The following is a 25,219-nucleotide window of genomic DNA, read 5'->3' as shown; positions in this document are numbered from 1 at the left end:
GGGTCAGCCAACCGGTTCACGAGTCGAGTGGAGAAGATCACAATCTACGCATTGGGGTCGATGCCTACCATTTGGCGGGTTACCATGCATGTTGGAGCCTATTGAGGGTAGCCACTTCCTTGGAGGCACACATGATCATTCGACGTACGCTCGCGATCGGCGCAATTGCCGGACTCTCGCTGGCCGCACCCACGGCCGCGATGGCCACCTACCCCGCACCCGAGTCCGAGCTCACGTGCGCGACTAGCCAAACCGCTCCCGGTGACGCGTTCGCCTGCACCAGCACGGGTGCCGATGGCGACGAGCACCAACTGCAGGCAACGACGTCAGGTGAAGACGCCTCGATTGCCGGCACCGTGACGTCCGACGTCAAGGTCGTCGACAGCGGCTCGGTCTCGTGGACCGTGACCCCGCCCAACGACCAGGGCACGGTAGGCCTCTCGCTCATCGTCAACGGCGTGGCCACTGATACCGCCACCGTGGTGGTCGCCGAGGACGGCGACTCTGGCACCGGCGCAGCGGACGGAACTGAAGACGGCCTCGCTGCCACCGGCTTCGACAACACGGGGCTGCTGATCGGCGCCGGTGCGCTGGTAGTTGTCGGTGGAGGCGCCGCAGCATTCGCCGTGCGACGCCGCGCGAACCAGGACTTCTGAACCGCTCAAGTAGCCGACAAGAATGCCCCCGCCACGTGGCGGGGGCATTCCTGCGTAGAACTACTTCTTCTTAGCTGAAGGCTCTTCGTAGGTGTACCCGTAGCGCCCGTATCCGTATGCATCTGCGCCCTTGGTCTGGAGCATGGTGAGCACCACGCCCGACACGGGCGCCTCCACGTTCTCGAGCGCGTCCACCGCGGCCTCGAGCTGAGGACGGCGAGTGCGCCCGGTGGCGACCACCAGCAGGCTCCCGCCCACCAGGCGCGCGAGTACTGCGGCGTCGGTCACCGGGAGGAGCGGGGGAGAGTCGTAGAGAACCACGTCGTACTCTCCGCGCAGCCGCTCGATGAGGTCCGCCATAGTGGTGGAGCCGAGAAGTTCGGAAGGATTCGGAGGAATCGTTCCGGCTGGTAGCAGGTAGAGGCTCGTCCGGCCCCATTGCTGGGTAGCGTCGGCGAGTGGCGCCCGGCCGACGAGAACATCGGTGAGGCCCACCCCACCCTCGATACCCATGTACTGCGCCGTCTTGGGCCGGCGCAGGTCGGCACCTACGAGCAGCACGCGGGCCCCAGCGTCGGAGAGCGCGATTGCCAGGTTGGCCGCCGTGGTGCTCTTTCCCTCTCCCGGGAGCGAGCTGGTGACGACAAAACTCCTGTGCCGCTTCCCGGCGTCAAGGAACTGAAGATTGGTGCGGAGCGTGCGGAAAGACTCGGCAAGGGGACTGCGCGGATCCGAGTGCAGCACGAGCGGACGTTCCTTGGCCTTGGGGTCAAACACGATGCCGCCGATGACGGGCTTCTCGGTAATCAGCTCGACCTCGCGTTCCCCCCGGACCCGCGTATCAAGTGCGTGGCGCAGCAATGCAGTGCCCATACCAATCGCGAGGCCTAGCAGCAGCCCAAGTGCGACGTTCAAGGGAAGCCGAGGGCTCGTGGGCTCGAATGGCACCTCGGCCTCTTGGACTATGGACAGGCTGACGGGTGACTCTGTGTTCGCCTCGGTGGTCTCGATGTCCTCGACGACGTCGATGAGCGCGTTTGCGGTCGTCGTAGCCAGACTCGCGGCGAACACAGGGTCCGCGTTAGTGACCGTGATATCGAGGACGGTCGTATTTAACGGAGCGCTTGCGGATACGGCTTCCCGGAGACTCACGACAGATGTGTCGATGCCCAACGCCTCAATCGTGGGCTGCAACACCGCCGCGGTCTTGACCAATTGTGCGTAGGTGGTCACGCGCTGCTGCGTGAAGGTATTGCCCTGTTGGAGCTCAGAGACGCTGTCTCCACCAGAGGTAGAGACGAACACCTTGGCCGAGGCCGTATAGGAGGGAGTGGCGGTGACGCTATATGCGACTGCGGCCGTCGCGCCCACCATGGTCGCCAGCAGAATGAGCCACCAGTTCTTCCTGAGAATGAGCAGGTAGTCCTGCAGTTCCACGTGAGCGTCCCGTCCGCGCCTGTCTCTCAGGTGCCGCCTCTATCTTGTCACGTGCTTGAGCGTAAGTAGTGTGAACCTCCTCACTCTCGCTAGGGTGTGCACTGTGACATTCATACGCCCTTCTATTAGTGATGAGACGTCCTCAGAGCGCATGGGAGGCAAAGACGGTTGGTCGCTTAAATATCAGCGCCGTCTCTTCCTGACCGACGCATTTGTCGTGTCAGTGACGATGGTGCTCGCTCATGCAGTGCGCTTTGGGTGGGATCCTATCGCTCCGGTCGTGGGAACCTCGGCGCCCACCTACTGGTTGGTGTCTCTTGCGATAGCGCTGTTGTGGATCCTTCAGCTCGGCTGGACGCGATCGCGCGAGGCGCGGATCCTGGGCCACGGGCCGCAGGAATTTCAACGAGTCGTTAATGCATCCTGGTTGACGTTCGCGATTATCGCCATCGTCGGTTTCTTGACACAATGGCAGATCAGCCGTGGGTACCTATTGTTTGCTATTCCACTCGGTACCGCCGTTCTCGTTCTCTACCGTGCGGCATGGCGTCATTGGGTACATGCGCAGCGTGACAATGGTGAGTTGCAAGCGCAGGTGCTTGTGGTGGGGCCGGTCCGCACCGTCGAGCAGATGGTGCGTCGGCTCAATCGAGCCCGGCGGGCGGGACTGCATGTTGTTGGGGTTGCTACACCGCCAGGTCTGAGTCTCAGCGGGGCCGAGACGGTGGTGGGGGTGCCGTACGTTGGTTCAGTCGACAATGCAGTGGACCAAGCTCGTGCGGTTGGCGCAGAGTACATTCTGCTCGCAGGTAGTGACGCGATGTCCCTCGCAGAATCCAGACGGCTTGGTTGGTCACTTGAGGACACTGAGATCGGCCTAATCGTCGCGCCGTCATTGGTGGACGTGGCGGGACCCAGGGTGCAAATGAGCCCCGTCGAAGGTCTACCGCTTATGTATGTGGAGACGCCAATATTCGCCGGATTCAAATACTGGGTGAAGGCGGTGTTTGATCGTGCGGTTGCGGCGGCGCTGTTGATCGCTTCGGCCATCCCAATGGCCATAATCGGACTCGTCGTCAAGTTCAGTTCGCCGGGGCCTGTACTTTTCCGACAGCAGCGCATCGGCCAGAACATGCACCCATTTCTCATGCTCAAATTCCGCTCGATGCACGCAGATGCGGAGCAGAGGCTTGAGGATTTGATCGACGCAAACGACGGCGATGGTGCGCTGTTCAAGATGAGGGACGACCCAAGGGTGACGGGCCCGGGTAGGTTCTTGCGCCGGTTCTCCCTCGACGAGCTGCCGCAACTGATCAATGTCCTCAAGGGCGACATGTCGATGGTGGGGCCCAGGCCGCCGTTGCCGCGCGAGATAGCGGAGTGGGACGAGCGTGTCGGCCGCCGTCAGCTGGTAAAGCCTGGCATTACCGGCCTTTGGCAGGTCAGTGGACGTTCTGACCTGCCGTGGGATCAGGCAGTGTTGCTTGACCTCTACTACACAGAAAACTGGAGCCTCGGCGGCGATGTTGTCATACTTCTGCGCACGTTCCTGGCGGTGTTCGCAAGGCGTGGGGCGTACTAGCCTCGCAACCCGTCTCGGTTCTCGCGGTACCACTCAACAGTGCTTGCGAGGCCGTCTTCGAGACTAATGGATGGCCTCCATCCGGTGGCCCTAAGCATAGACACGTCAAGTAGCTTCTGGGGTGTGCCGTCGGGTTTGGTGGTGTCCCACTCGGTTCTGCCCTCGTATCCGGTGACCCGGGCGATCGTCTCGGCGATCTCACGGATCGTAACGTCGCTGCCCGTGCCGACGTTGACCTGCTGCGGGCCGTCGTATCGCTCCATCAGGTGAAGGCAGGCATCTGCCATGTCCTCGACATGCAGGAACTCTCGGCGCGGTGTGCCCGTGCCCCAGTTGGTGACCGTGGACGCACCGGATTGCGCGGCTTCGTCGTAGCGACGGATGAGTGCCGGCAGAACGTGCGAACCTTGCGGTGAGAAGTTGTCGTTCGGCCCGTATAGATTCGTTGGCATCGCCGAGATCCACGGCAGTCCGTACTGACGTCGAACTGCCTGAATGTGAAGAATGCCGGCGATCTTGGCGATGGCGTAGGCATCGTTGGTGGGCTCCAGATGGCCCGTCAGAAGCGAGTCCTCCCGAATCGGCTGCGGGGCGAGCTTCGGGTAGATGCAACTCGAACCCAAGAAGAGCAGACGCTCCACTCCGTGCGCCAACGCGGCGTCGATAACGTTGGTCTGGATCCTGACGTTATCGCTCAAGAAGTCCACGGGGTGTGTGCTGTTGGCCATAATCCCGCCGACCTTGGCGGCGGCGAGCACAACGTATCTCGGCTTCGTCTCAGCGAAGAATGCGAACGTCGCATCGCGATCCATCAGGTCCAGTTCCGCGGATGACCGACCGACTAAGTTGACGAAGCCTCCCCGCTCGAGCCTTCGCCAGATTGCCGAGCCCACGAGTCCCCGATGCCCAGCCACGTAGAATCTCGAATCGCGATCTAGTTCTTTCGGTGAGAACTTGGCCCCGTTGATTGCGGTGGTCACTCCGCTCCCCACGAGGCGAGTTTGACCTCGTCGTGCCAGTGGGTGCCGTCGTGATTGAGTGCCTCACGATCAGCGTCAACCATGAGCCGCGCAAGGGCCCGGCCGTCCACGGTCGCCTTCCAACTGAGCTTCTCCTCGGCCTTGGAAGCATCGCCGATGAGCGCGTCGACCTCCGTGGGGCGAAGATAGCGCTCGTCGAACTTTACGTGATCTTCCCAATCGAGGCCTGCGTGGGCAAATGACTCTTCGAGGAAATCCCGGACGCTAATGCCGCCGCCCGTTGCGAGTACGAAGTCGTCGGGCTCGTCGGCCTGCAACATGCGCCACATGCCCTCAACGTACTCGGCGGCGTAGCCCCAGTCACGCACCGAGTCCAGGTTCCCAAGCCACAATTCATCCTGCAGACCAGCTTTGATGCGCGCGGCCGCCCGGGTAATCTTGCGTGTCACGAAGGTCTCGCCGCGCCGCGGAGACTCGTGGTTGAAGAGAATGCCGTTTACGGCAAACATGTCGTAGGCCTCGCGGTAGTTCTTCGTCACCCAGTACGAGTACACCTTCGCGGCACCGTAGGGGCTGCGGGGGTAGAAAGGTGTGCGTTCGTCCTGCGGCGGTGGTGAGGCTCCGAACATCTCCGAGGAGGACGCCTGATAGAAGCGACAGTCGATGCCGGCCATGCGGACAGCCTCCAGCATGCGCATTGAACCCACGCCGGTCACGTCTCCCGTGTGCTCGGGCTCATCAAAACTGACCCTGACGTGTGACTGAGCGGCTAGGTTGTAGACCTCGTCAGGGTCGACCTGGGCTAGGAGAGACACGAGGCGGGAACCGTCGCTGAGATCCCCGTAATGAAGAAAGAGCTTCGCTTCAGGGTCATGCGGGTCAATGTAAAGGTGCTCAATACGTGAAGTGTTGAAGGTAGAGGCCCTTCGAATGAGCCCGTGAACCTCGTAGCCCTTGCCCAAGAGCAGTTCAGCCAGGTAGCTGCCATCTTGACCAGTGATTCCGGTGATGAATGCCTTCTTGGTCACACTTGCTCCACTCTACGCAATTTGTTCTCTCTATCCAAAGGTGCATCGATTTTTAGCATTTCTCGATTATAGTCTTCCACGCAGTGAGTGCTGCTGATGCCGAGAGGCGATTGGTCCAGTAGGAACGCGCTGCGTCTCCGTATTGCTCTTGGAGGCGTAGATCTGCACGAAGCCCATCGAGGGCGACTAGCAATTCCTTCGGATCCTCGTTACCCACCACGAGCCCGGCCTGGGACTCCGCCATGATAGAGGCCACCACGCCATCGGACGCGACAGCGGCTGCAACGGGGCGTCCAGCTGCGAAATAGCTGGTGAGTTTGCTAGGGGCTGCCATCTCCTTGACCCCGGGGGCCTCGTTCACTATCAGTGCATCCGCAGCGGCCAACGCGAACGGGAAGTCGTCGCCAGAAAGGGGGGCGACGAACGTTAGCGACTCGATTCCGTGACCTAGTTCCTCGAGCCGGGCCCGGTCGCTCCCGTCGCCCAATAGCACGAAGGACACCTCAACGCCTTGATCTGAAGCCTCGCGCGCGGCGGCAACGACGTTGTCGAGGCCCTGCTTCGCCCCCATATTGCCCGCGTGGAGTGCGATGAAGCCGTGCGGATCCCAACCTAGCCTGCGGCGTGCCTCGGCGCGCGACACGTCTGCTGGGGTGATGTGAGTCCAATTTGGGATTATGTCGATGAGGTCGCGGTCGACTTTGAGATCCGAAACCATGCGGTCCGCCATGGCGGGGTGTATGGCGACGATGCCGTCGGCTCCGCGTAGCGTCCACGACTCGAGCACATGCGCGATCTTGAGTATTGGTCCGCGACCCTCTCCAGTTTCGGCCAAGCCTTGCGAGTAGAGATCCTGCACCCAGACTATGGTGCGCACACGACTCACGAGCCGCGCGCGCACCATGGCAATCACAGACGCGAAGAGAGCCGGCGAGACGATCACGAGCACTTCGGGGGATCGCCAGCGCGCGAGAGTGCTGGTCATACCGAACGAGACTTCGGACCATAGCCGGCGCAAGCCGCGGGGAGAAGACGGTATGTAGTGCGTCCGTCGCTCCACTCGAACGCCTGCCGTTTCAAAGTCGGTGAGTGCGGAGTCGTCTCGGCGCCATTGGGGGTAGTGGGGATGCGAGCAGATCACCGTCACTTCGTGGCCACCGGCGACTGTCGATCTCGCGAGGCTCGCGGTGTAGGGCGCAATGCCCGTGGGTTCTGGCGCGTAGTTGAGTCCCACGACCGTGACCCTTAGAGCTTCAGATGACATAAGACTCCTCAGTGTGCTCAGAATTGGGACAAAATTGGGGTTGAGTCTAGGTCTTCGAACAGGCTCAGTACGACAATCATGCCGCATCTCGGTCGCGCGTGTGAAAAGCCTCGAGTAGAAATTCGTCTTGGGTTCGACTCAAGTCCTACTTCCATGGAAATTGAGATATGTAGGCGCCGAATCGAAGTGGCCCGTGTGTTTAGCTTGAGCGTGAGGAGCATTGCCATGTAGTTGCAGCAAGGGCTCACGTCCAAGCCTGGCGAGAACGAGCGTTCGGCCATGTCGAGTGGCACGCACTTCGGAATAGTGAACTGACGGATATGAGACGGGGATGTCGCGACGCTGCCCGGGCGACGAGACCAGTGTGGGAGGTGACCACGCCGACGCCGTCAACAAAGAGCGGCAGCAGTCTCGTTGGGTTTCCGAAGCAGTGAAGATTGGGATGGCTACCTTCACGCCAGGCTTGGGGCGAGGTGTTGTATGGGAGGCGTGAGTTGAGCCGATACGCGAGTCCTGCACGGACGCTGGCTTCCACTTCGAGCTGGTCCGCCTCAGTACCATCTGCACTAGTTCACGCTCGGTTCGCCCGATTCTTTGGGGGGCGGGCGACTCTGCAACCCAGCCCGTATGCGCACTCGGCGGAAAATGGCTTCCAAAGCGAACGAGATTGGCTGTCCGAACTCGGGGACGCGGAGGGTCGTGGTGGGGCAGTTGCCGCCAGGCTTTGATGTCTGCCTCGACACCGTGACCTGTCGTGTGGGGTAGCTACGGGCTGGCACTCCGTCACGGCCAAAGTGCGACAAACAGCTCCGAAATGCACGTCACGCGACTGCATCATCCATCATTGCGGATCAATCCGCGAGTAGCGACCCCACGGGCGCCCCGCACAAGCGTGCAGTTGACGACTGCAAGGTAGCGGCAGACCTGCCACTCTCGGCCCGGGTCGCCGAATAGTCGCCGATGAAGCCAATAGTCACTGGCCGTACTGTCGCCTTAGACCGCCCGATGTAGTCACGTCAATCAGTTCCTGCCGAAGCTGAAGTCGCAGTGCCTCGGGCGCGGCGGTGAGCCAAGCGGTGATTCGCTGCGTGGACGGGATATCGGTGGCGCCTGTGAGACACGCAGCTCAACGAGCAAGTGCACGCCACGTTCGGCATATCGGACGGAACCCTGCCCGGCATCTGCTGGTCTCTGCAAATGAGTTCCGGCAACCAAGCCAGAACTGACTGAGCGTCAACTTCGAGGCCTTGATTGCAGTACGGGGCTGCTGGCGCTAGCCGAACAACCCCGCCATACAGCGCTTCCTCGCGGGTGCAGCGAGCGTGTTCGCGGGACGGTCACCAGGCTGAGCTCAATAGGAGCGGTTTGCCTTGGCGAAGATTGGGGCGTGCGATAATGTTTCGGCGGGGGTTTCACTGACACGACTTTCGGTGCGAAGGATGACCTCAGGCGTCAACAGATCGGAGTGCAGGTGAGGGTGTGGCGTGCTACACGCAATTTTGCCGCGCGTGTTCGTAGCACTCGGGAGTCCATAAGAGACTCGTTCCGATATCAACGCATCAGTGCTCCGACCGGCGACATGAACTTTGTGGGGCTCTCGAATGACAACTTCGAGTGCCAGGTGACGAAGGAGTACCATCGTATCGAGAAGGGTCTCTCCCTTAGCAACCCGCGTCGGCCGTTTGGCTCTGAGCCAGCGATGAGGTTGGCCTCGCTGATTCCTCGGGCCTGGGATGCTGGTGGCGGCAAGGCACCGTACATTGATTACGCAACTGACGCATTGGCTGCGTTGGAGGTTTGGAACGAGACTGGTGATATTACCGACCTCGTTGCACCGCGGGTTCGCGCTTGGCAACCAAGCCAAAGCGATCAAGAATCGTACGGAGCGCTATTTTCCACGAGGCGCAGCGTTCGTGATTTTGAGCCTCGTTCCGCGATTCCGTTGGAAACAATCAGGGCCGCTATCGCAGACGCACAAAACACTCCATCAGTCTGTAATCGACAGCCTTGGCGAACCCATTACTACGAGGGAGAGTTCGCGCAGGAGGTACTCCGACACCATAGCGGCAGCGCCGCTTTCGCTAGTCAAATCCCAGCGGTCCTTGTTGTCACTTCCCGTACCGGCTTGTTCAGCGGCACAGGAGAACGCAACCAGCGGTGGATCGATGGCGGCATGTTCGCTATGAGTGTTGTCTGGGCCTTGCATTCGCGAGGAGCAGCTAACTGCTTTCTGAACTGGTCTCGTGACAATTCTTCTTCTAACAAGTTGCGTGCGGCGGCGGACATCCCTGAAGAAGAGGACATCATCGTGCTTATTGCCGTCGGGCGTCCGCGAAACGGCTACCGAGTTGCTAGGTCCACCAGACGAGACGAGACAGAGGTGCTCGAGGTGCATGGTGCTACCAGGCATCGAAACACCATTGGTTCGACATCAGCGACGACCAGGAACTGACACGACACCCGTGTCTACGCACGATCACCGCTAGCAATCATCAGTGATGGGCCGAGCGACTTGAGGCAGGATTGGGGAGTCCGCTAGTGAAGTGGCCCGATGAGTAGCCTGACACGCCAGTTCTCCTGGGTCTCAGGCGGAAGAGTCGCAGCAGCGCTACTGCAGGCGGCCGTGCTTTTGCTCATGGCAGAGAGGCTGGGCCCGTCCAATTTTGGCGTACTGACTGCTGCCATTGCGCTCACGGTGGTGCCACAAACGCTTTCGGACTTGGGCCTAACGACCTTCATCTTGAGGACGCGTCCAGACCGCCGCGAAGACGGTCGAATCACATATGCAATCCACGTGAACGCGGTGGCCACTAGTATCGGCGCCGCTCTGTACTCAGCGGGCGTGCTTGTCTTCGCCCTTTTCGTAGATTGGTCACTTCTCGCGCTCCTGCCGTTGGCCGTTTGGCTCGCAGGGGAGAAGAGTTGTGAGGTCTCGATGGCAGTAGCGGTCGCGGATAGGGACGCCAGACTTAATGCGTCAGTGCTTCTGGGCAGACGAGCAGCGGCCTTCGTCGCCTTGGTTCCCCTACTACTACTCGGCACCGATCCGATCTGGGCATTCACCGTCTCTCAGGCAGTGACTTCCCTGGGAGCGCTGTTGGTAGTTCGCCGGCTGTTGGCACCCAGGCTTCCCAAGTTAGAGAACATCGGACTTGGCGGACTACTAGGGCTTACGAGAGCGTACTGGCTCCACACGGTCGCTACACAGGTTCGCAGCCTAGACACTGCGATTACAGCATTCGTTGTCGGTCCATACCAAGCGGGACTATATGCAGTCGCGAGCCGCCTAACGAACCCTTTGCGTATACTCCCGTCTTCTTTGGTGGCCGTTCTGATTCCGCAAATCGTCCGGGATCAGGGTCTGATAGCACGAACTACTAGGGCACTGCTCGTGGCGATGCTACTTGCGATGGCGACCATTTACCTCGCGCTGGCCTACGTTGCACCCACTGCCATTCCTTGGGCACTCGGCCCGGAGTACTTGCCCTCGGTGGTGCCCGTCCAAATTGTCTGTGTAGGCCTCATCTTTGGCGTCACAGCCTCCATACTGGCAGGGGTACTCCAGGCTCAGGGCCGCCAACGCCTTGTCGGCATCTCATCCACGGTGACTTCAGTCTATTGCGTTATCGCTATTGCAGCTCTAGCGAGTATCCATGGAGCGATTGGGGCCGCAGTTGGACTTGTATCGGCATTCTTCATACAGACTCTGATGATGGCTATCGGTTACGCATTCGGTGGTCGGAAAAGTATCACCTAACTTGCGGCCAAAATGAATATCGAGCTAGGAGCGATGAATATGCAGATTCCCACAATGTTCGCTGTGGCGACCGGGGCCTATGGAAATATTGGCGACGCCGTGATTAGACGGCAAGTTCTCGAGTGGTTTTCTGAAGAGTCCCGGGCAGGTGCTCACGTATATGTCGGATCCGCGCCCGATGAGTGGATTCGACAGTTGAGGCTTCCGGACAGCACACGTATCTATCGCAGTGACAGCAAGTGGCGGTGGCTACGCAAGGCGGCTCTTGGCCGTGGACCGCGATTCTTGGCGCTGGACCCTGGCGAGGTGCCCCTGGCTCACCGGGATGTCCCTAGTGAGATTGTGCTACTCGCTCTCACTGCATGCCTTCGCATTCGCAAGTCCGTTGTTATTCGACCACCACGGGGAGTCGGTAGGACATCGTCCGCGGGGGTCTGGATTCACAGGCTCGCCGTTAAGCTCTCTACGGTATCCATGTGGCGCAACTCCGATAGTCTCGCCCTCATCCGATTCGGTGAGAAGGCACCTGATGCGGCCTTCTCAGGAGAATGGAAAGCGGGGCAATCGCCTGAAGAGCGCGATGTGCTCGTCATTAGTTACAGGGGTGCCCGTCCGTACCCCCGCCGCGCAGTCCTGGATGCCATCCGTGGATTAGCGCAACTGCACGACCTGAAGTTGGTTTGTGTGAGTCAAGTGTCTTCCGATCGCGATAGGAACGCGGCACTAGCCACCGAGCTAGCAGAGATGGGCGCCACTCATCTCGACTGGGTGGTCGGCGATGACATACGACATGAGACTGCTTTGCGCGCTCTGTATGGCCGCGCCCGCTTCGTGCTGAGTGACCGGCTTCATGTCCTGATCCTTGCCGCGATGGAGGGCGCTGTGCCGATAGAGTATGTGGACTCTCCGAAACCAAAAGTACGCGTGACCTTTTCGAATATTGGGGTGGAAGGGGTCTCTGTCGACGCGACTGCCACGAGTTCGAACTTGCAGGCGAAGGCGCACAGCCTGCTCTCTAGCCGTCCAGAATTGCTTGACGCTATCAGGAGGGCGAATATGGAGCTATCTAGCCAGGCAACTCGGCTTAGGGTCACTGTCGGTGACAACGGGAAATCGCGAAATGTCTAGGACCGCGGCCGTCATCGTAGCAGTGCTCCCTCAGTATCGAAGCCATTTCATAGAGGGAGTACGACGTCAACTGGGCGACGGAGTCATATTCGCGTCTGGTGATGCTCATTTAGTCTCTACTGTGCAGTCCGCCGACATTAGCGATTTTGACCGAAGGCAACTAAAGAACCGTTCCCTTCTTGGGGCGAGACTTCTCTGGCAAAGCGGAGCCCTGGCCGTCGCCCGCAGACAACAGGTAGTCGTAACTGATCTCAACCCCCGGTCATTGTCTGCATGGGCGCTCTTACTTTCAAGGCGCGTCAGCCCTCGCAGGCGGACCCTGGTTTGGGGCCACGTGCTTCCCCGAGCGGGCGCCAACTCGAAGACGGTTCCACTGCGTCGCTTCATGAGGAGGCTTGCAGACGGCGTTGTTTGTTACACCTGGGGCGACAAAGATATTGTGGCGCGCGAGGACCCAAGAACGCCGGTGTGGGTGGCCGCAAATGGGCTCTATCCCGCGAATTTGCTTGGGTACAGTTCGGAATCGGTTCGCGACTCATTTCTGTATGTTGGGCGTCTAGTCAGGGAAAAGAAGCCCGCCCTTCTCATCTCGGCTTTCGCGCAGCTTGTCGAACTCTCACCGCAGGCTCGTCTCGTGATCGCAGGAACAGGGCCTGAGCGCGATCACTTGGTCCGTTTGGCAGATCAGTTGGGTGTGTCGGATCGAGTGTCATTCCTGGGTCACGTGGCGGACTTCGAGCGTCTGCGGACCCTGTACTCAAAGGCGATCGCAGCAGTATCGCCAGGTTATGTGGGACTTAGTCTCACTCAGTCTCTCGGCTTCGGGGTGCCGATGATTGTTGCGGATCGGGAGCCACACGCTCCCGAGTACGAGCTCTTTGATGAAAACACTGGTGCGAGTTTTGAGAGTGACTCTGCAGCAGAGCTGTGTGACACCATGCAGAAGTTCCTCAAGGAAGTTCACATATGGGAGGGACGGCGGGAGATGCTTGTTTCCCTTGTCGCAGAGCGATATTCGGCGGACTCGATGGCCACAGGCTTCGTGGAAGCAATAGCCTCTCAGACGATGGCATCGCCCCCGGAACGAGGCCGTTCTTCAACAATTCCCGGCGGCCGCTATCTGCGCGCTTTCCATCAGGCGATTCAGAGACGTACTGCTTTGCACGGTCGTGTCACTCTTGAGAGAAATGTGTTTATTGGGCAGGGCAGCGTTGTGCGTTCGATCCATGGTCTAAGTATCGGAGAATCGACGCATGTTGGAAGAAATTGTACGATCGAGGCTAGCGGGTCCATTGGGCACCACGTTCTTATGGCCGCTAATGTTGCCATCGTTGGTCGTGATGATCACTCGATTAGTGAGGTTGGCGTACCGATACTGGATGCGTCGTGGATTGGCGATCGCGAGGTTACCCCCAGAGACAATACTGTAATTGGTTCGGATGTTTGGCTCGGTTATGGCGCCGTCGTCCTGACGGGTATTCGGATTGGTGACGGTGCTGTTGTCGCGGCAGGTAGCGTAGTTACTAGAGATGTGCCGGATTTCGCCGTGGTGGCTGGAAATCCCGCGCGGCAACTGGCGATGAGGTTTGAAGGCGAGAGCGCTCGAACGCATTTGGCGGCCCTTGCTCGAAGATTTGGGAAGGACTAGCTGAATTGGATTGCAGTGAACCGTCTCGGGGTTCTTACCGGTCCTATGCGTGTGCCAGCACCGGTCGTGTCGGAGTGTTGATGTAGGGATGCCTTCGAACTCGTCTGGTTGGACGTGTCCGACGTGGGCCTGTAGGCGGTGCTGGTTTTACAAATTGACCCCGGCCATCGTGATCCGCTCAAAGTCCTGAAGGCGACGCTTTAGCAGACCGTCTTTGGGCGGTGAGTAGTCGGGGACGGCCTTGTTCTCAAACAGCCCCCGGCGGTGGGCTTTGCCAGTGCGTTTTCGTAGCGGCGCCAATTGGCCCAATGGATGCCGCGATGCGCTCGAGAGCAGGGGTCTCGGTGAGGGACACCAACCCAAAATGTCTGCACGTATCATAGCGGCGCACGAGGGCTTCGCCCGAGGGGCGGCCCGTTTGGTCGCGTCGCCAGATGTTCATCCGCAGCGCCGTCGTCACCAACGCCGTCGTCTCCGTCATCGACGCATGCCAGCCGACAATGTTACGCGGGTAGCAGTCGATCACGCACGGCATATACGCGAATCTTGCTCAGGTCCTAGCATCGGTGACGTCCGCAACCAACCGCGTCCTCGGCCCGACCGTTCATGCCGAGATCACGCATGAGTCGATCGATTTGCCGTGCACTGACGTCGAGCCCGCATTGGCTCACGTGGGAGAGAAACTCGCGCCGCCCGTACGTGCCTTCAGGGGTTCCAGTGACTTCGAGCAGCGCGTCGATCACGACCGCGCCGCCGCGATCGCGCAGCGACGTCGGGCGGCTCGTGATGACTCGGTATGCTCGTGGCTCGCGACGCGCGCCTGCTGACTCGCAACGTTGCAGATCGGATCGACCGCACGACCCGTGGCCCGCTGCTCGTCGATGAACGCGGCTTTTCCGGCCTTGTCGGGGGTCGAGTCCCATTGACTCGATTGTACCCCGGCGTCCTTCAGGATCGCGTTGGCTTCACACATTGAGCGCTTCTTGCGGTGGAGGGCACGGATCCGCTCCGACCCACTCAGGCTGACGCCAAGCCGGTTGCCCGCGTGGACCTGCGCCTGGCGGACCCAACGGCGCAAGGAGTCGGCCCCGAACCCGACCCGACCAGCGGCCAGTTTCCACGCGACGGTGAGATTTGGAGACTCAGCAAGGTGGTCGAGGGCGAACCGCACGATACGCTGCTTGGTGTCCCCCAGGATCCTATTTGGCAGGGTGTCTATCTCCCTTCCGGACTCGGAAGGAAGCGGCCTCAAGCCGGGGTACAGCTCACACTTTTCCATGACTCGGACGGCGGGTGGACCGCGGCTATGTCGCTGGCTCTATTGCGTTGGGTGCGGCCTGCCATCTCTTCGGCGGAAGTGGTGTCGACATGCACATTGCCAAGTGGCCGGACCCAGCTAGCGTGTTCGCGCTAGCAACCGTTGCCGTGTGGCACTGGTAGTTGTTCCCGCCCGTGCGCCACGGGGCTTGGATCTCAGAAATTGGTCAGGAAACCTCGAGGCGGTAGCCGCGAAGCAGATCATCAGCGCGATTGCATAGGCGAAACCCTTGTCCTCAGTTGGGGCGACGAACGCCATGCGGAAGACGGTGATCCACACAAACACGCGCAGCACGGTCTGACCCATGCGAAGCTCGCCCGGGCCATCGAGTGCGCGGACGACTAGCCAGACAAGGGCGAGAAAGCCGATCACGGCGACGGCTCCAAGGATGCCGAACTTCGAGAAGATCAGCAAGGGACTGTCGACCTTTAGGTCGCCGGACGCCTCGCCGCTGACTGATGGATACACGTGGCCAAAGCCCTGCCCGACACCTGGCGACTGTTGGAACAGAGCGGCGGTGAACTCGTATGCTCTGCTGCGCTCGATCACGCTGCCGTCTCGCCCGATACTGTCATTCTCCAGTAACTCAAGTGTCCTTGTGAAGCGTTGGAGGATGCGATCGCCATCCGGAACAGCAAGGATCACGATGGGTAGCACCGCGACTGCAGCGCTACCGATTGCCGCCGCTAGTAGCGCGAAGCGCCCGGGAGCCAGGCGTCCGTAGCGGGATGCGCCGACTACTCCTAGAAGACCCGCGGCGAATACCACCATGCTCCGACTGCCTGCGGCAATGTAAATGATCGGGATTGCAGCGGCGAAGGCAATCCAGGCTGCACTACCCATGCGCGAGGACGCATTGACCGCGAGAGTAAGCGCGATCGCAAACACGGCGAACCCGAGGAAAGACGTCACCATCGTGAGCCGCTCGAGCCCGGCGATCGAGCTTCCTCGACGTGCGAGCCACCACACAGCCCAACTGATCGCAGCGACCGAACCGGCCGCCACTGTCAGCGTACGCACCGCGCGCATGCTGCCCTTCATGCCCGCGTCGAGGCCGATTACAGGCGAGACGGCGATCAGAAAATAGGTGAACGCGTCCTGCCCGATTAGAGAGAGGTCGTGGCCGCTGGAGTAGCCGACCGCCACCGCGAGGGCCATCGCCAAGAACATTGCACCCGATGCGCGTTGGGCCAACTTCGCGGGGCGCCGGTAGTCCTCATCACTGCTGCGCGATACTCGCCACCAGGAGATCACGAAGCAAGTCACAACGATCCCTGCGTATAGGATCTTTGTCGGCCCAAGGCCGGAAGTGCCCCCCATTAGCGCCAAGCCCCCGAGGATAAATACCGCCAGACGCCCTACGGGAAAACGCATGAGGGTGAGGCCAAAAATGCCCGCTGCCGCGAGCGCGGCGTAGGCGTGGTGTCCGACCGCAAAGACAACGGCAACCACGACAAGTGCGACAGCCGCTATGTTTATCGCTCCAGTCCGCACGGGTACGATCATACCCGTGCCGTTGTGCGGGGGTTCAGGGCAGGCCAGAGCGAGGTGAGGTAGGCCTCGAGCGCGTTTGTGTGGACCGACGATCTGCTCTTAGGCACCGCCGACTTCCTCGCCGGGGCAGGCATGGGCACCACCTGCTGCGCTGAAGGAATATTGTAGTGTGGCTCGGCCATGAATGCTTTGGTTGCTGGCACGCAAGCGACACCGTACGTGCCGTCAGAGACCAGTATGGCCGTGCATTGTTCAACGTGTAGCCGGACCCGAAATTCCAAACACGGAGGGGCTCGCCGTTTTTGCGACGTCTCCACAATGCCCGCGTCGGCACAATTTTCGCGCAAAGGCATCGGGAGAGGGGGTGCCCCGTAGCTATTATCTAGATATCGTGCGATGTAGTTGTCCGTTGAGTTTACGATATGTGAGTCACGCGTATGCGGGTACAGGTCTGCATTGATCGGCATTGGCGCCGCGATTCGCGAACTTGAGATTGAGCCGCTTTGAGCGCAAAGCACCCAGTTGGCTGAGGCCTTCGTTATGTACCATACGGGTGACTCGATTCTCTCGCCCGTGCAGGGGGATGAGTCGAAGACTCCGATGCTGGTTGCGCCTTGCATGGCGGCGAGATCTGTCGCTGCGAGGGGTTCGCTGACTGTTGGTGTCCCTAGGGTGCCCGAGAATGCACTTGTGTCGACGTGGAATGGGGCCTCCAGGGTCGGATTTCGCGGGCTCAATGGGTGTTCAGGTCGCTTAATGCTCCGGTAGCCGGTGTCGTTTCGGCACCTTCGATTCGTCGGTTCGGCGACCGCACGAGCCGTTGTTCGTCGCCGTGGCGATGCTTAGCCACAGGTAGTTCGATGCGCCAACTTAGGCGACTAGGTCAGGGGCGATCATTGGTTGCTGCGGGAGTGCCCCAGCGCATTGTCGGGCGACGGTGACTTCGCTGCGAGCGGCGGTTGGGAGCGCCAACTCGCGCGACGATTTGTTGGCGGTGTGAACCACTGCCGAGCCGTCGGTTTCCCAATTGCTTTCGGTCGTCGAGACTTCGGTCGTCCGCACATCTACCGGGTCGGCGGTTGAGTCTACCTGTTAACCTAACCATTGGTTTAAACTTGTCCGCAACGTCTCCACGCTTGCCGCATTCGTGTAAGGCGAATCAAGCGCCAAGCGAGCAAGGGCTTGCCAGGACTGCCGTGCGAGCCGCGATGCACATCGCTGGATCGGAGACGGTGAGGCTCTGGAACCAGAGATCCACGGACTCGTACTTGGTCGGGATTGCAGTAGTGGCGTTGCCCGTTGAATCCCTGCCATGCCGACCATCCTTTGGCCTTCAACTGGCATGCCGCAGAACACCGAGACGGACTCGCCACGGTCCCGTGGGTCGAGGCTGAACCGTTCGATGCGCCCGTCAACAGGATTCCTAAGCTGCACTCCTTGGCTGCTAACGGGATGCACTTGCCCCTGTAACTTAGCACTGGGCCGACCTCGCGCATCGGTCGCTTAATCGCTGTTAGAGCAGGCGTTCGTTCTCCTGCATGAACGCCCTAAACCGGTCCGATTCCACCAGGAATCCGTCGTGTCCCACGGGGTGGTGGACTGAGTTGACGCCTTCAGAGCCTGACATCGCCTGGTCTAGCCGCTATGAGTTCTGGAGCGGGTATAGACCGTTGGAATCGATTGCGATCATCAGTCCGCGGTTTGGTGTGGCGGGCTACGGCGGTTTCGACGCGGCCGCTGTCGTGGGTCTGGATCGCTTGGGTGCGACGTGCACACGTGCTCGCGTCAAACCGTTGTGCGATCCTGTGCATGCGGTGCTGCAGGTAGTTCTGCGCCGCGACCACCCCGTCTTTGCGCAGCGGGTCGATGCCACCCTAATGCTAGGTGCCGACCCTGTCACCAAGCTCGTGCTCCGACCCATGGGCAGTGCGCGCGCTCATACTCGGAACGCCTAGACCAGTATGTGTTCCGCTCGCCGTACCTCATCGTCGAGCGCAGGCCAGTTCGCCAAGAAGCTATCGTGACCGCTTGTTGCGTGCAGCACGGTTGCTTCGGGGTTGCGGGGCAGCGCGGCCGCGGTGAGGTGGGCGTCCTCGACCGTGTAAAGCCGATCTGAGTCAACTGCCACCACGAGCGCTTGGCCCTCAAAATGTGAGAGCGCCTGTTTTGCTCCACCCCGTTCTCTACCCACGTCGTGAGTGTCCACGGCGTGAATCATGCGCAGGTAAGAGTTCGCGTCAAAGCGGTCGACGAGCTTGTTGCCGTGATGAGCCAAGTAGCTTTGCACCGCGAACTGGCCGTCCGGGGTCAGCGGGTCGCCGTGCTGGACGTCGCGGCCGAACCTTGCCTCGAGCTCCGCTGACGTTCGATAGGTCGTGTGCGCGATCTCCCGCGCCAGGGCGAGGCCTCTGTGCGGCCCTCGCTCGGTGTCGTAGTAGTCGCCGTCGTTGAAGTCTGGGTCCAGGCGGATGGCCTGTGCCTGGGCGGAGCCCCACGCGATCTGGTCGGCGGTGGTGGCGGCCGTGGCGCCGATCACCCCTATGCTCTGCACGCGCTCGGGGTACGAGGCCGCCCACTCAAGTGCGCGCAGCCCTCCCAGCGATGGACCAAGGACCATGCGCCAGCGATCGATGCCGAGCGCATCGGCTAGCCGGACCTCTGCTGCGACCATGTCGCGCACGGTCACCCAGGGGAAGCGAGATCCCCACGGTTTGCCGTCCTCGGGGTGGGGGTGTGCCGGGCCGGTGGTGCCCTGGCACCCGCCCACCACGTTGGCGCAGACGATGAAGTGGCGATCGGGGTCGATGGCCTTGCCGGGGCCCACGATGCCGGGCCACCAGCCGGGGCTGGGGTGGCCCGGTTCGGCATCGCCCATGACGTGGCTGTCGCCCGTGAAGGCGTGGGCCACGTAGACGGCGTTGTCCTTGGCCTCGTTCAGCTCGCCCCACGTCTCGTAGGCGAGGGAGACATCAATGCTGCCGAGAGGATCGGCCTCGAGGGGGAGTGCCTCGATCTCGAGGAACCGGCGGTGACCCACCGGGTCGCCGGGGCGCCAGGCCGCGGTCGCGCGCGGCTTCTCACCACGGTTGATGCTGCCTGGCGCCACCGACGCTCCGGTTTCAGTCATGGGTCAGACCGTCGCTGCCTGTCCGGCGCCCTCGCGCACGGCCTTGGCCGCCGCGAAGCCCAGCTCGAGGTCCGCGAGGATGTCATCGATGTGCTCGAGGCCCACGGCCAGGCGCACCAGACCTGGCGTGACGCCGGCGGCTGCCTGCTCCTCCTCGGTGAGCTGCGAGTGCGTGGTGGTCGCGGGGTGGATCACCAGCGACCGCACGTCGCCGATGTTGGCGACCAGCGAGTGCAGGTCGAGGGCGTCGACGAAGGCCTGGCCCGCGTCCTTGCCGCCCGCGATCTCAAAGGCCAGCACGGCGCCACCGCCGCGCGGGGCGTACTTCTGCTGCAGCGCGTGCCACGGCGAGGACTTGAGGCCCGAGTAGGCGACCGAGTGAACGTCGTCGCGAGCCTCGAGGTAGTGCGCGACCTTGCCGGCGTTCTCGACGTGGCGCTCAAGGCGCAGCGACAGCGTCTCGATGCCCTGGGCGATCAGGAACGCGTTGAACGGCGAGATAGCCGGTCCGGTGTCACGCAGCAGCTGCACGCGTGCCTTGAGGATGTAGGACAGGTTGGCGCCGAACGCCGAGCCGACTCCCAGGTCACGGGCGTAGACCAGGCCGTGGTAGCTCGGGTCCGGGGTGTTGTAGTTGGGGAACCGCTCCGGGTACTGGGCGTAGTCGAAGGAGCCGCCGTCGACGATCGCGCCGCCGATGGTGGTGCCGTGGCCGCCCAAGTACTTGGTGGCGGAGTGCGTGACGATGTCCGCGCCCCACTTGAGGGGCTCGACCAGGTACGGCGTCGCGACCGTGTTGTCGATGATGAGCGGCACGCCGATCTCGTGGGCGACGCCGGCGACGGCCTCGATGTCGAGCACGTCCTGTTTGGGGTTGGAGATCGACTCGCCAAAGAACGCCTTGGTGTTGGGCTTGGCGGCCGCGCGCCACGACTCCGGGTCATCCGGGTTCTCGACGAACGAGACCTCGATGCCGAACTTGGGCAGCGTGTAGTGGAACAGGTTGTACGTGCCGCCGTAGAGCGAGGGGGAGGAGACGATGTGGTCGCCGGCCTCGGCCAGGTTCTGGATCGCGATGGTGTTCGCCGCGGATCCCGACGCGAGCAGCAGCGCGCCCACGCCGCCCTCGAGCGCCGCGATGCGGTCCTCGACGGCCTGCTGCGTGGGGTTGCCGATGCGCGTGTAGATGGGGCCGAGCTCCGCGAGAGCGAAGCGGGCGGCGGCCTGCTCCGTGTCCTCGAAGACATAGGACGTGGTCTGGTGGATCGGCAGCGCGCGGGCGCCGGTCGCGGGGTCCGGGACCTGGCCGGCATGGATCTGCTTGGTTTCGAAGGCCCAGCTGTCGCGGGTCATGGTGTGCTCCTCGGGTTCTCGGTTGCGTGGTCGGTTACTCAGTGGTGATGGATCGGGCTGGCCCGTCATCACCCGTCGACCGTCACGGGATCGCCGCCGGCCCACGGCCCATGAACGGGCCTGGTGTCACGTGGCGTGTGCCCGAGGGGCGGCAGCCGGCCCTGATGGGGCCGGTCGCGGTTCGCCTTGGAAAGGCGCGCCCGAGCGGGCGCACGCCGAACGTGCGCTGGTCAGCGACACATTCGACGGAACATGCTGGTGAGTCTAGGACAGAGTTGCGCGAGCGACCAAACGAGTGCTCGCCATCGTGGGCGATACGAGGTGATATGCGCCCGTTATCGCGGTTCGAGGCCTTTGGCTACCCCCATAACTGGGGGATTGACCCGCGGCCCAGGCGGCCGACACGATAGTGACGTACCTCACACGAGACGTGACGAATCAGGGGGCGCCGGGTATGCGGCGGAACCAGTTCCGCAGCCACCGGGCCTCGCCGCCAGCGACGATGCAGAGTAGGCGCACATGATCAAGTGGCTGTAGCGAAACCCCACCCTCCCCGTCCCGCGCGGCCGGCGTGAAGCCGGGCACGCGCATCGGCCGTAGTGCCAAGGCCCTCCGTCCTCCCGCAGGGAGGCGCGAGCGAGGCCGGGCGACGCGGACGCCGACCCGGTCCCATTGCGAGTCATGGTTGTTGACATGGGGTGACGCCGCCGAAACCATGGTCGCGCGCGCATCGCGGATGGGCGCCACGATTCTGAGGGGAATTGCATGCGCTCCAGCGTTCTGGGCTCGACTGACTCTCACCGTTCGAAGTTCGTAGCGGCCCTTGCTGCGACGGCGGCGCTGCTGGCGGTGATGCTGATTCCCGCCGCGCCGGCCGCGGCCGACGACGAGCAGGGGTTCCTGACGATCACGACCTCGTCTCCCGACGACGACCGCGAGGTGGTCGCGGGCGAGTGGTACGAATTCACTTACTAGGTCCGCAACGACACCGGTGCGCCGCTGACCGTCGATCCCGGCGCGTTCGTCGACATTCTTTTCGCCTTCGACTCTGAGTACTCGGCTCACCCGGCAAGGCGCGCCTGCAACTTCGAACCCGACGTCCTGTGGGATTTTGAGATCAACCGCGCCGTCGGCTTGTGGACCCTTGCGTTGCCGACGGTTATTTCTCCGGGACTTGTGGGCGAGTGCACCTTCAGTTACCAAGCTACGAGCCACGATGTCGACTACGGCGGCCTGTGGACCATGCTCATCGTCCACCCGACGTCCGACTGGGCAGACTGGCAATCCTGGATCGAGCATGCGATCACTGCGCCCGGAGTGAGCTATTGGCCTGAGGTCTCAGGCGATGGGCGGGCCGGTTACACCCTGAGCGCCTCGACGGGATATTGGGGGCCGCTCGTGCCGCCGCACGTCCCGGAGTTCGAGTACCAGTGGTACCGCGGGGGCGATCCCATCCCACGGGCGACGCGTTCGACGTACATCCCCACGTCAGCAGATGTCGGCGAAGAGGTCTGGGTGGCGGTTTTCTCGCCAGGTGTGGCGCTCGAGAAGTCGTCCTATGGCGTCGTGGTCGAGCCCCCCGGGCCCGTGGTGCTGACCGACGTCTCGGACAACCCCTCCTCGCGGTACTACTCGGAGTTCGCTGAGGAGATCACCTGGTTCGCGGACCAGGGCATCACCACCGGGTATTCGAACGGCGACGGCACCAGCCAGTACCGGCCGTTCGGCAAGGTCACCCGCGATGCGATGGCGGCGTTCCTGTACCGGTATGCGGGTGAGCCTCCGGTGACTCTGCCCGCAGAGTCGGCCTTTGTGGACGTGACCCCGGCCAGCTCGGATTTCTATGACGAGATCGCGTGGCTCGCGGAACAGGGAATCACCAGGGGCTGGGACACCTACGCCGGGGTGGAATACCGCCCGTTCCAAGCCATTACCCGTGATGCCATGGCGGCGTTCCTCTTCCGATTTGCGGGTTCGCCCAACGTCGTGCCGCCCGCGACGTCGCCTTTCGAGGACGTGGACCGCATCAGCACGGAGTTCTACGAGGAGATCACCTGGCTCGCCGAGACCGGGATCACTACGGGTTGGGACACGTCGACAGGCAAGGAGTTCCGGCCGTACGACCCCATCACGCGCGACGCGATGGCGGCGTTCATCTACCGCTACGACGAGGTGTTTGGCGAGCCTGAGTCCGAGCCCCAGGCGGGCTCGACGTCCGAACTGTCTGTGGCCGAGTTGCCGAAGCCCGGTGTGCGGTCCACGCCCGCTGACAGTTCTGTCGCGCCGTCCACGAGCGGGCCGTTCGTGTCATGTGTGGACGCGTCTGGCTGCTCGGCGCCCGAGCTGGAACTGGTGAAGCCAGCGGGACAGTGAGGCGCGAACGCGACGGCGGGGCGTGGGCCTTCATAATCAATGCCGTGCGCCAGTTTCGAAGGGCGGGTTTTCGAATTCGACCATGAATTCACGTGATTGTCCCTCTTTGTCCGCTAGCGCTCGCCCACTGAACCAGTAGTATTTCCCCGACGCTGGAGGGGTGTACATGGCAAAGAAAAAGCAGTATCGAGGGTACGAGAAGCCCTGGCTGAAACGCGAACTGGGCGGAGTGCCCCATTGGGCGACGATTGCGGTACTGGCGCTCTTGGTGGGGCTCGCTTTCTATGTCATGTGGGACCGGTCGGAGGTCGACGAGGTTCCGCAGTGGGCTCCGCCTACGCAGGCCGCTGTGAGCACGGAGAGCGCTGCTGCGGAGCTTGGCCCTGACGGCACAGTGGTGGTCGGCGACTCGTATACGGCGGGTTCCCCTGCGGACTCGGGCGAGGATTCACGATGGCCAGCGATTGCCGGTGTGGAGCCGATTGCGACCTCTGGTGTGGGATACGTGCAGGGCGGTTCAGGTGCGTCTTTTGTTGCCCTTGCGGAAGAGATTCCTGCTGATGCCGCCACGGTGGTGTTCTTTGGGAGCATCAACGACGCCTCGTATGGGTACGACGAGGTGCGCGAAGCCGCTGACGAGGCGTTTGTCATTGCGCAGTCGAATGCGCCCGACGCCACGCTGATAGTGATCGGCCCGCCGTGGACAGATGCAGATCCGCCAGCCGAGATCCTGACCGTGCGGGATGCCGTGTCCGATGCGGCGTCGGAGGCTGAGGCAACCTGGGTCGACCCGATCGCCGAGGACTGGTTCGTGGGCGACAACGATCTGATTGGCCTCGACGGCGTTCACCCCACCGACGCCGGTCACGCCTTCCTTGCCGAGCGCATCAGCGAGGTCCTGGCGGGGCAGTAAGGGCTTTGGCTGAGTGATCCGTATGGGCATGAAACGGCGCACTCATCGGTTGTCAGATATAACTGATGCGTGCAACACTTACATCTCGCGCGTGCCGTGGACTGGAGAACGTGATGACTGAGTCGCTAGCTGACCGCATTTTCCTTGAAGGCGAGGAGCGGACGCAATCGAGATCACTGGCGAACTGGCTCACCAGATTGACGGAGCCTCTGCCGACTGAGCGCCCGATTGCCGCGCCCGAGATTACCCCCGAGTTCAGCAGGCTCGTGGTCCGCTTGCTTGACGACATGGCGCGCGGACGGACCGTCACAGTCAGCGCGCTCCCGGAAGAGCTCACCACCACGGTGGCGGCTGAGCAACTGGGCGTGAGCCGTTCCACGCTCATGAAGTGGGTTCGATCAGGAGAGATCTCTTCGCACAAGGTCGGAGCGCATACCCGTGTGCGGACTGCCGATGTCATGGCGCTCCGACGTGAACGTCTTGCCCGTCAGCGAGAGGAACTCGAACGCCTGCTCGAGCTCGAGGACGAGTTGAACCTGGAGTGATGTCGTTCCCCGTCGATAGGGTGGCGGGGTGTTTACCAGGGTGCTCGTTGACGCAAACGTTCTAGTGTCGCGCACTCTCCGAGATTGGATCCTGCTGCTCCAGATAAACGCGCCCGGAATGTTTGCGACGTGTTGGACAGAGGACATTCTTGCGGAGACGGTGTACGGGATCCGTCGGCGCAATCGCCACGCAGACGGCGAGGTGATCACCCGCATCGCTGACCGGCTTCGGGCCACGATGTCGGAACGCATCGAGGGCTTTGCTGTGAAGCCGTTCCCCGCACTGACCGATGCGAACGATCTACACGTGCATGCCGCGGCGTTGGCTGGCGGGGTCAACATGTTGTTGACCGATGACTCGGACTTCCTCCACCTGCCGCCTCAAGTGCTGGACGAGTTGCCGTATGAAGTGATCGATGCCGATTCCTTCCTGGTCTTGGTGGACGACTCGAGTCCGACGTCGGTCAGTGAGGTGATGCATCAGCAATGGACCTACTGGCGCTCCAAGGATCCGTCGACAGACCTACCGCAACGGCTCCGGGACGCGGGGTGCCCACAGTTTGCGGAGCGTTTGTGGCGCCACCAGCACGCAGATCTCTAGTTCCCCGACAATTGC

At 61.9% G+C, this 25,219-nt stretch carries 19 protein-coding genes; 11 read left to right on the top strand and 8 right to left on the bottom strand.

The genetic code is table 11. The annotated features are described in order from the left end of the window. Window positions 1-131 precede the first annotated feature (131 nt). On the top strand, window positions 132-656 hold the full coding sequence (locus ACNI14_RS02415; RefSeq protein ID WP_420518338.1) for a hypothetical protein: 525 nt from the start codon (window positions 132-134) through the stop codon (window positions 654-656). 60 nt (window positions 657-716) lie between these two features. Here ACNI14_RS02415 and ACNI14_RS02410 read toward each other — a convergent pair whose 3' ends face one another. Next, the gene (locus tag ACNI14_RS02410) at window positions 717-2,093 is read right to left on the bottom strand and encodes a tyrosine-protein kinase domain-containing protein (RefSeq protein WP_420518337.1); all 1,377 of its coding nucleotides are present in this window, start codon (window positions 2,091-2,093) and stop codon (window positions 717-719) included. Between the two features lie 103 nt (window positions 2,094-2,196). On the opposite strand from ACNI14_RS02410, the gene ACNI14_RS02405 reads away from it, so the two are divergent. Beyond that, complete coding sequence (locus ACNI14_RS02405) at window positions 2,197-3,675, top strand: sugar transferase (RefSeq protein ID WP_420518335.1); 1,479 nt, start codon at window positions 2,197-2,199, stop codon at window positions 3,673-3,675. Here the strand turns inward: ACNI14_RS02405 and ACNI14_RS02400 are convergent. From ACNI14_RS02400 to ACNI14_RS02390, 3 genes are read right to left on the bottom strand one after another with little or no spacing between them, the layout of a single operon-like run. Next, on the bottom strand, window positions 3,672-4,655 hold the full coding sequence (locus tag ACNI14_RS02400; RefSeq protein ID WP_420518334.1) for a GDP-L-fucose synthase family protein: 984 nt from the start codon (window positions 4,653-4,655) through the stop codon (window positions 3,672-3,674). The genes ACNI14_RS02405 and ACNI14_RS02400 overlap by 4 nt on opposite strands. Next, window positions 4,652-5,683, bottom strand: coding sequence for a GDP-mannose 4,6-dehydratase (gene gmd / locus ACNI14_RS02395; RefSeq protein ID WP_420518333.1), 1,032 nt, complete (start codon window positions 5,681-5,683; stop codon window positions 4,652-4,654). The genes ACNI14_RS02400 and gmd overlap by 4 nt, the downstream gene beginning before the upstream one ends. Window positions 5,684-5,735: 52 nt before the next feature. Next, the gene (locus ACNI14_RS02390; protein ID WP_420518332.1) at window positions 5,736-6,947 is read right to left on the bottom strand and encodes a glycosyltransferase family 4 protein; all 1,212 of its coding nucleotides are present in this window, start codon (window positions 6,945-6,947) and stop codon (window positions 5,736-5,738) included. Window positions 6,948-8,526: 1,579 nt separating this feature from the next. Here ACNI14_RS02390 and ACNI14_RS02385 point away from each other — a divergent pair. From ACNI14_RS02385 to ACNI14_RS02370, 4 genes are all read left to right on the top strand, one after another. After that, a complete protein-coding gene (locus ACNI14_RS02385) occupies window positions 8,527-9,399 on the top strand; it encodes a nitroreductase family protein (protein WP_420518331.1) in 873 nt (290 codons plus the stop codon). Window positions 9,400-9,498: 99 nt separating this feature from the next. Beyond that, complete coding sequence (locus ACNI14_RS02380) at window positions 9,499-10,704, top strand: lipopolysaccharide biosynthesis protein (RefSeq protein WP_420518330.1); 1,206 nt, start codon at window positions 9,499-9,501, stop codon at window positions 10,702-10,704. Between the two features lie 12 nt (window positions 10,705-10,716). Beyond that, a complete protein-coding gene (locus ACNI14_RS02375) occupies window positions 10,717-11,832 on the top strand; it encodes a polysaccharide pyruvyl transferase family protein (protein WP_420518328.1) in 1,116 nt (371 codons plus the stop codon). Between the two features lie 385 nt (window positions 11,833-12,217). Beyond that, window positions 12,218-13,480 (top strand): glycosyltransferase, encoded by a 1,263-nt coding sequence (locus tag ACNI14_RS02370; RefSeq protein ID WP_420518327.1) that lies wholly within the window; start codon window positions 12,218-12,220, stop codon window positions 13,478-13,480. 739 nt (window positions 13,481-14,219) lie between these two features. Here ACNI14_RS02370 and ACNI14_RS02365 read toward each other — a convergent pair. From ACNI14_RS02365 to ACNI14_RS02350, 4 genes are all read right to left on the bottom strand, one after another. After that, window positions 14,220-14,651 (bottom strand): hypothetical protein, encoded by a 432-nt coding sequence (locus ACNI14_RS02365; protein WP_420518326.1) that lies wholly within the window; start codon window positions 14,649-14,651, stop codon window positions 14,220-14,222. A 225-nt stretch (window positions 14,652-14,876) separates the two neighbouring features. Beyond that, the gene (locus ACNI14_RS02360; RefSeq protein ID WP_420518325.1) at window positions 14,877-16,250 is read right to left on the bottom strand and encodes a hypothetical protein; all 1,374 of its coding nucleotides are present in this window, start codon (window positions 16,248-16,250) and stop codon (window positions 14,877-14,879) included. Window positions 16,251-18,243: 1,993 nt separating this feature from the next. Beyond that, window positions 18,244-19,419 carry a homoserine O-acetyltransferase MetX gene (gene metX / locus ACNI14_RS02355; RefSeq protein ID WP_420518324.1) on the bottom strand — a complete coding sequence of 392 codons (1,176 nt, stop codon included), beginning with the start codon at window positions 19,417-19,419 and terminating at the stop codon, window positions 18,244-18,246. Between the two features lie 3 nt (window positions 19,420-19,422). Next, entirely contained in the window at window positions 19,423-20,772 is a 1,350-nt protein-coding gene (locus ACNI14_RS02350; RefSeq protein WP_420518323.1) for a bifunctional o-acetylhomoserine/o-acetylserine sulfhydrylase, read from the bottom strand. Window positions 20,773-21,537: 765 nt separating this feature from the next. On the opposite strand from ACNI14_RS02350, the gene ACNI14_RS02345 reads away from it, so the two are divergent. The 5 genes from ACNI14_RS02345 (at window position 21,538) to ACNI14_RS02325 (ending at window position 25,204) form a co-directional block, all read left to right on the top strand. Then, window positions 21,538-21,747 (top strand): hypothetical protein, encoded by a 210-nt coding sequence (locus ACNI14_RS02345; protein ID WP_420518322.1) that lies wholly within the window; start codon window positions 21,538-21,540, stop codon window positions 21,745-21,747. A 267-nt stretch (window positions 21,748-22,014) separates the two neighbouring features. Next, the gene (locus ACNI14_RS02340; RefSeq protein WP_420518321.1) at window positions 22,015-23,145 is read left to right on the top strand and encodes an S-layer homology domain-containing protein; all 1,131 of its coding nucleotides are present in this window, start codon (window positions 22,015-22,017) and stop codon (window positions 23,143-23,145) included. A 166-nt stretch (window positions 23,146-23,311) separates the two neighbouring features. Continuing rightward, window positions 23,312-24,058: an SGNH/GDSL hydrolase family protein gene (locus tag ACNI14_RS02335; RefSeq protein ID WP_420518431.1), complete on the top strand. Its 747-nt coding sequence runs from the start codon at window positions 23,312-23,314 to the stop codon at window positions 24,056-24,058. A 113-nt stretch (window positions 24,059-24,171) separates the two neighbouring features. Next, window positions 24,172-24,603, top strand: coding sequence for a helix-turn-helix domain-containing protein (locus ACNI14_RS02330; protein ID WP_420518320.1), 432 nt, complete (start codon window positions 24,172-24,174; stop codon window positions 24,601-24,603). A 28-nt stretch (window positions 24,604-24,631) separates the two neighbouring features. Beyond that, window positions 24,632-25,204 carry a PIN domain-containing protein gene (locus ACNI14_RS02325; protein WP_420518319.1) on the top strand — a complete coding sequence of 191 codons (573 nt, stop codon included), beginning with the start codon at window positions 24,632-24,634 and terminating at the stop codon, window positions 25,202-25,204. Window positions 25,205-25,219: the final 15 nt, after the last annotated feature.

Source organism: Demequina pilifera, from assembly GCF_048814985.1.
Taxonomy (GTDB): Bacteria; Actinomycetota; Actinomycetes; order Actinomycetales; family Demequinaceae; genus Demequina.
This window is presented reverse-complemented; position numbering and strand designations above follow the sequence as displayed.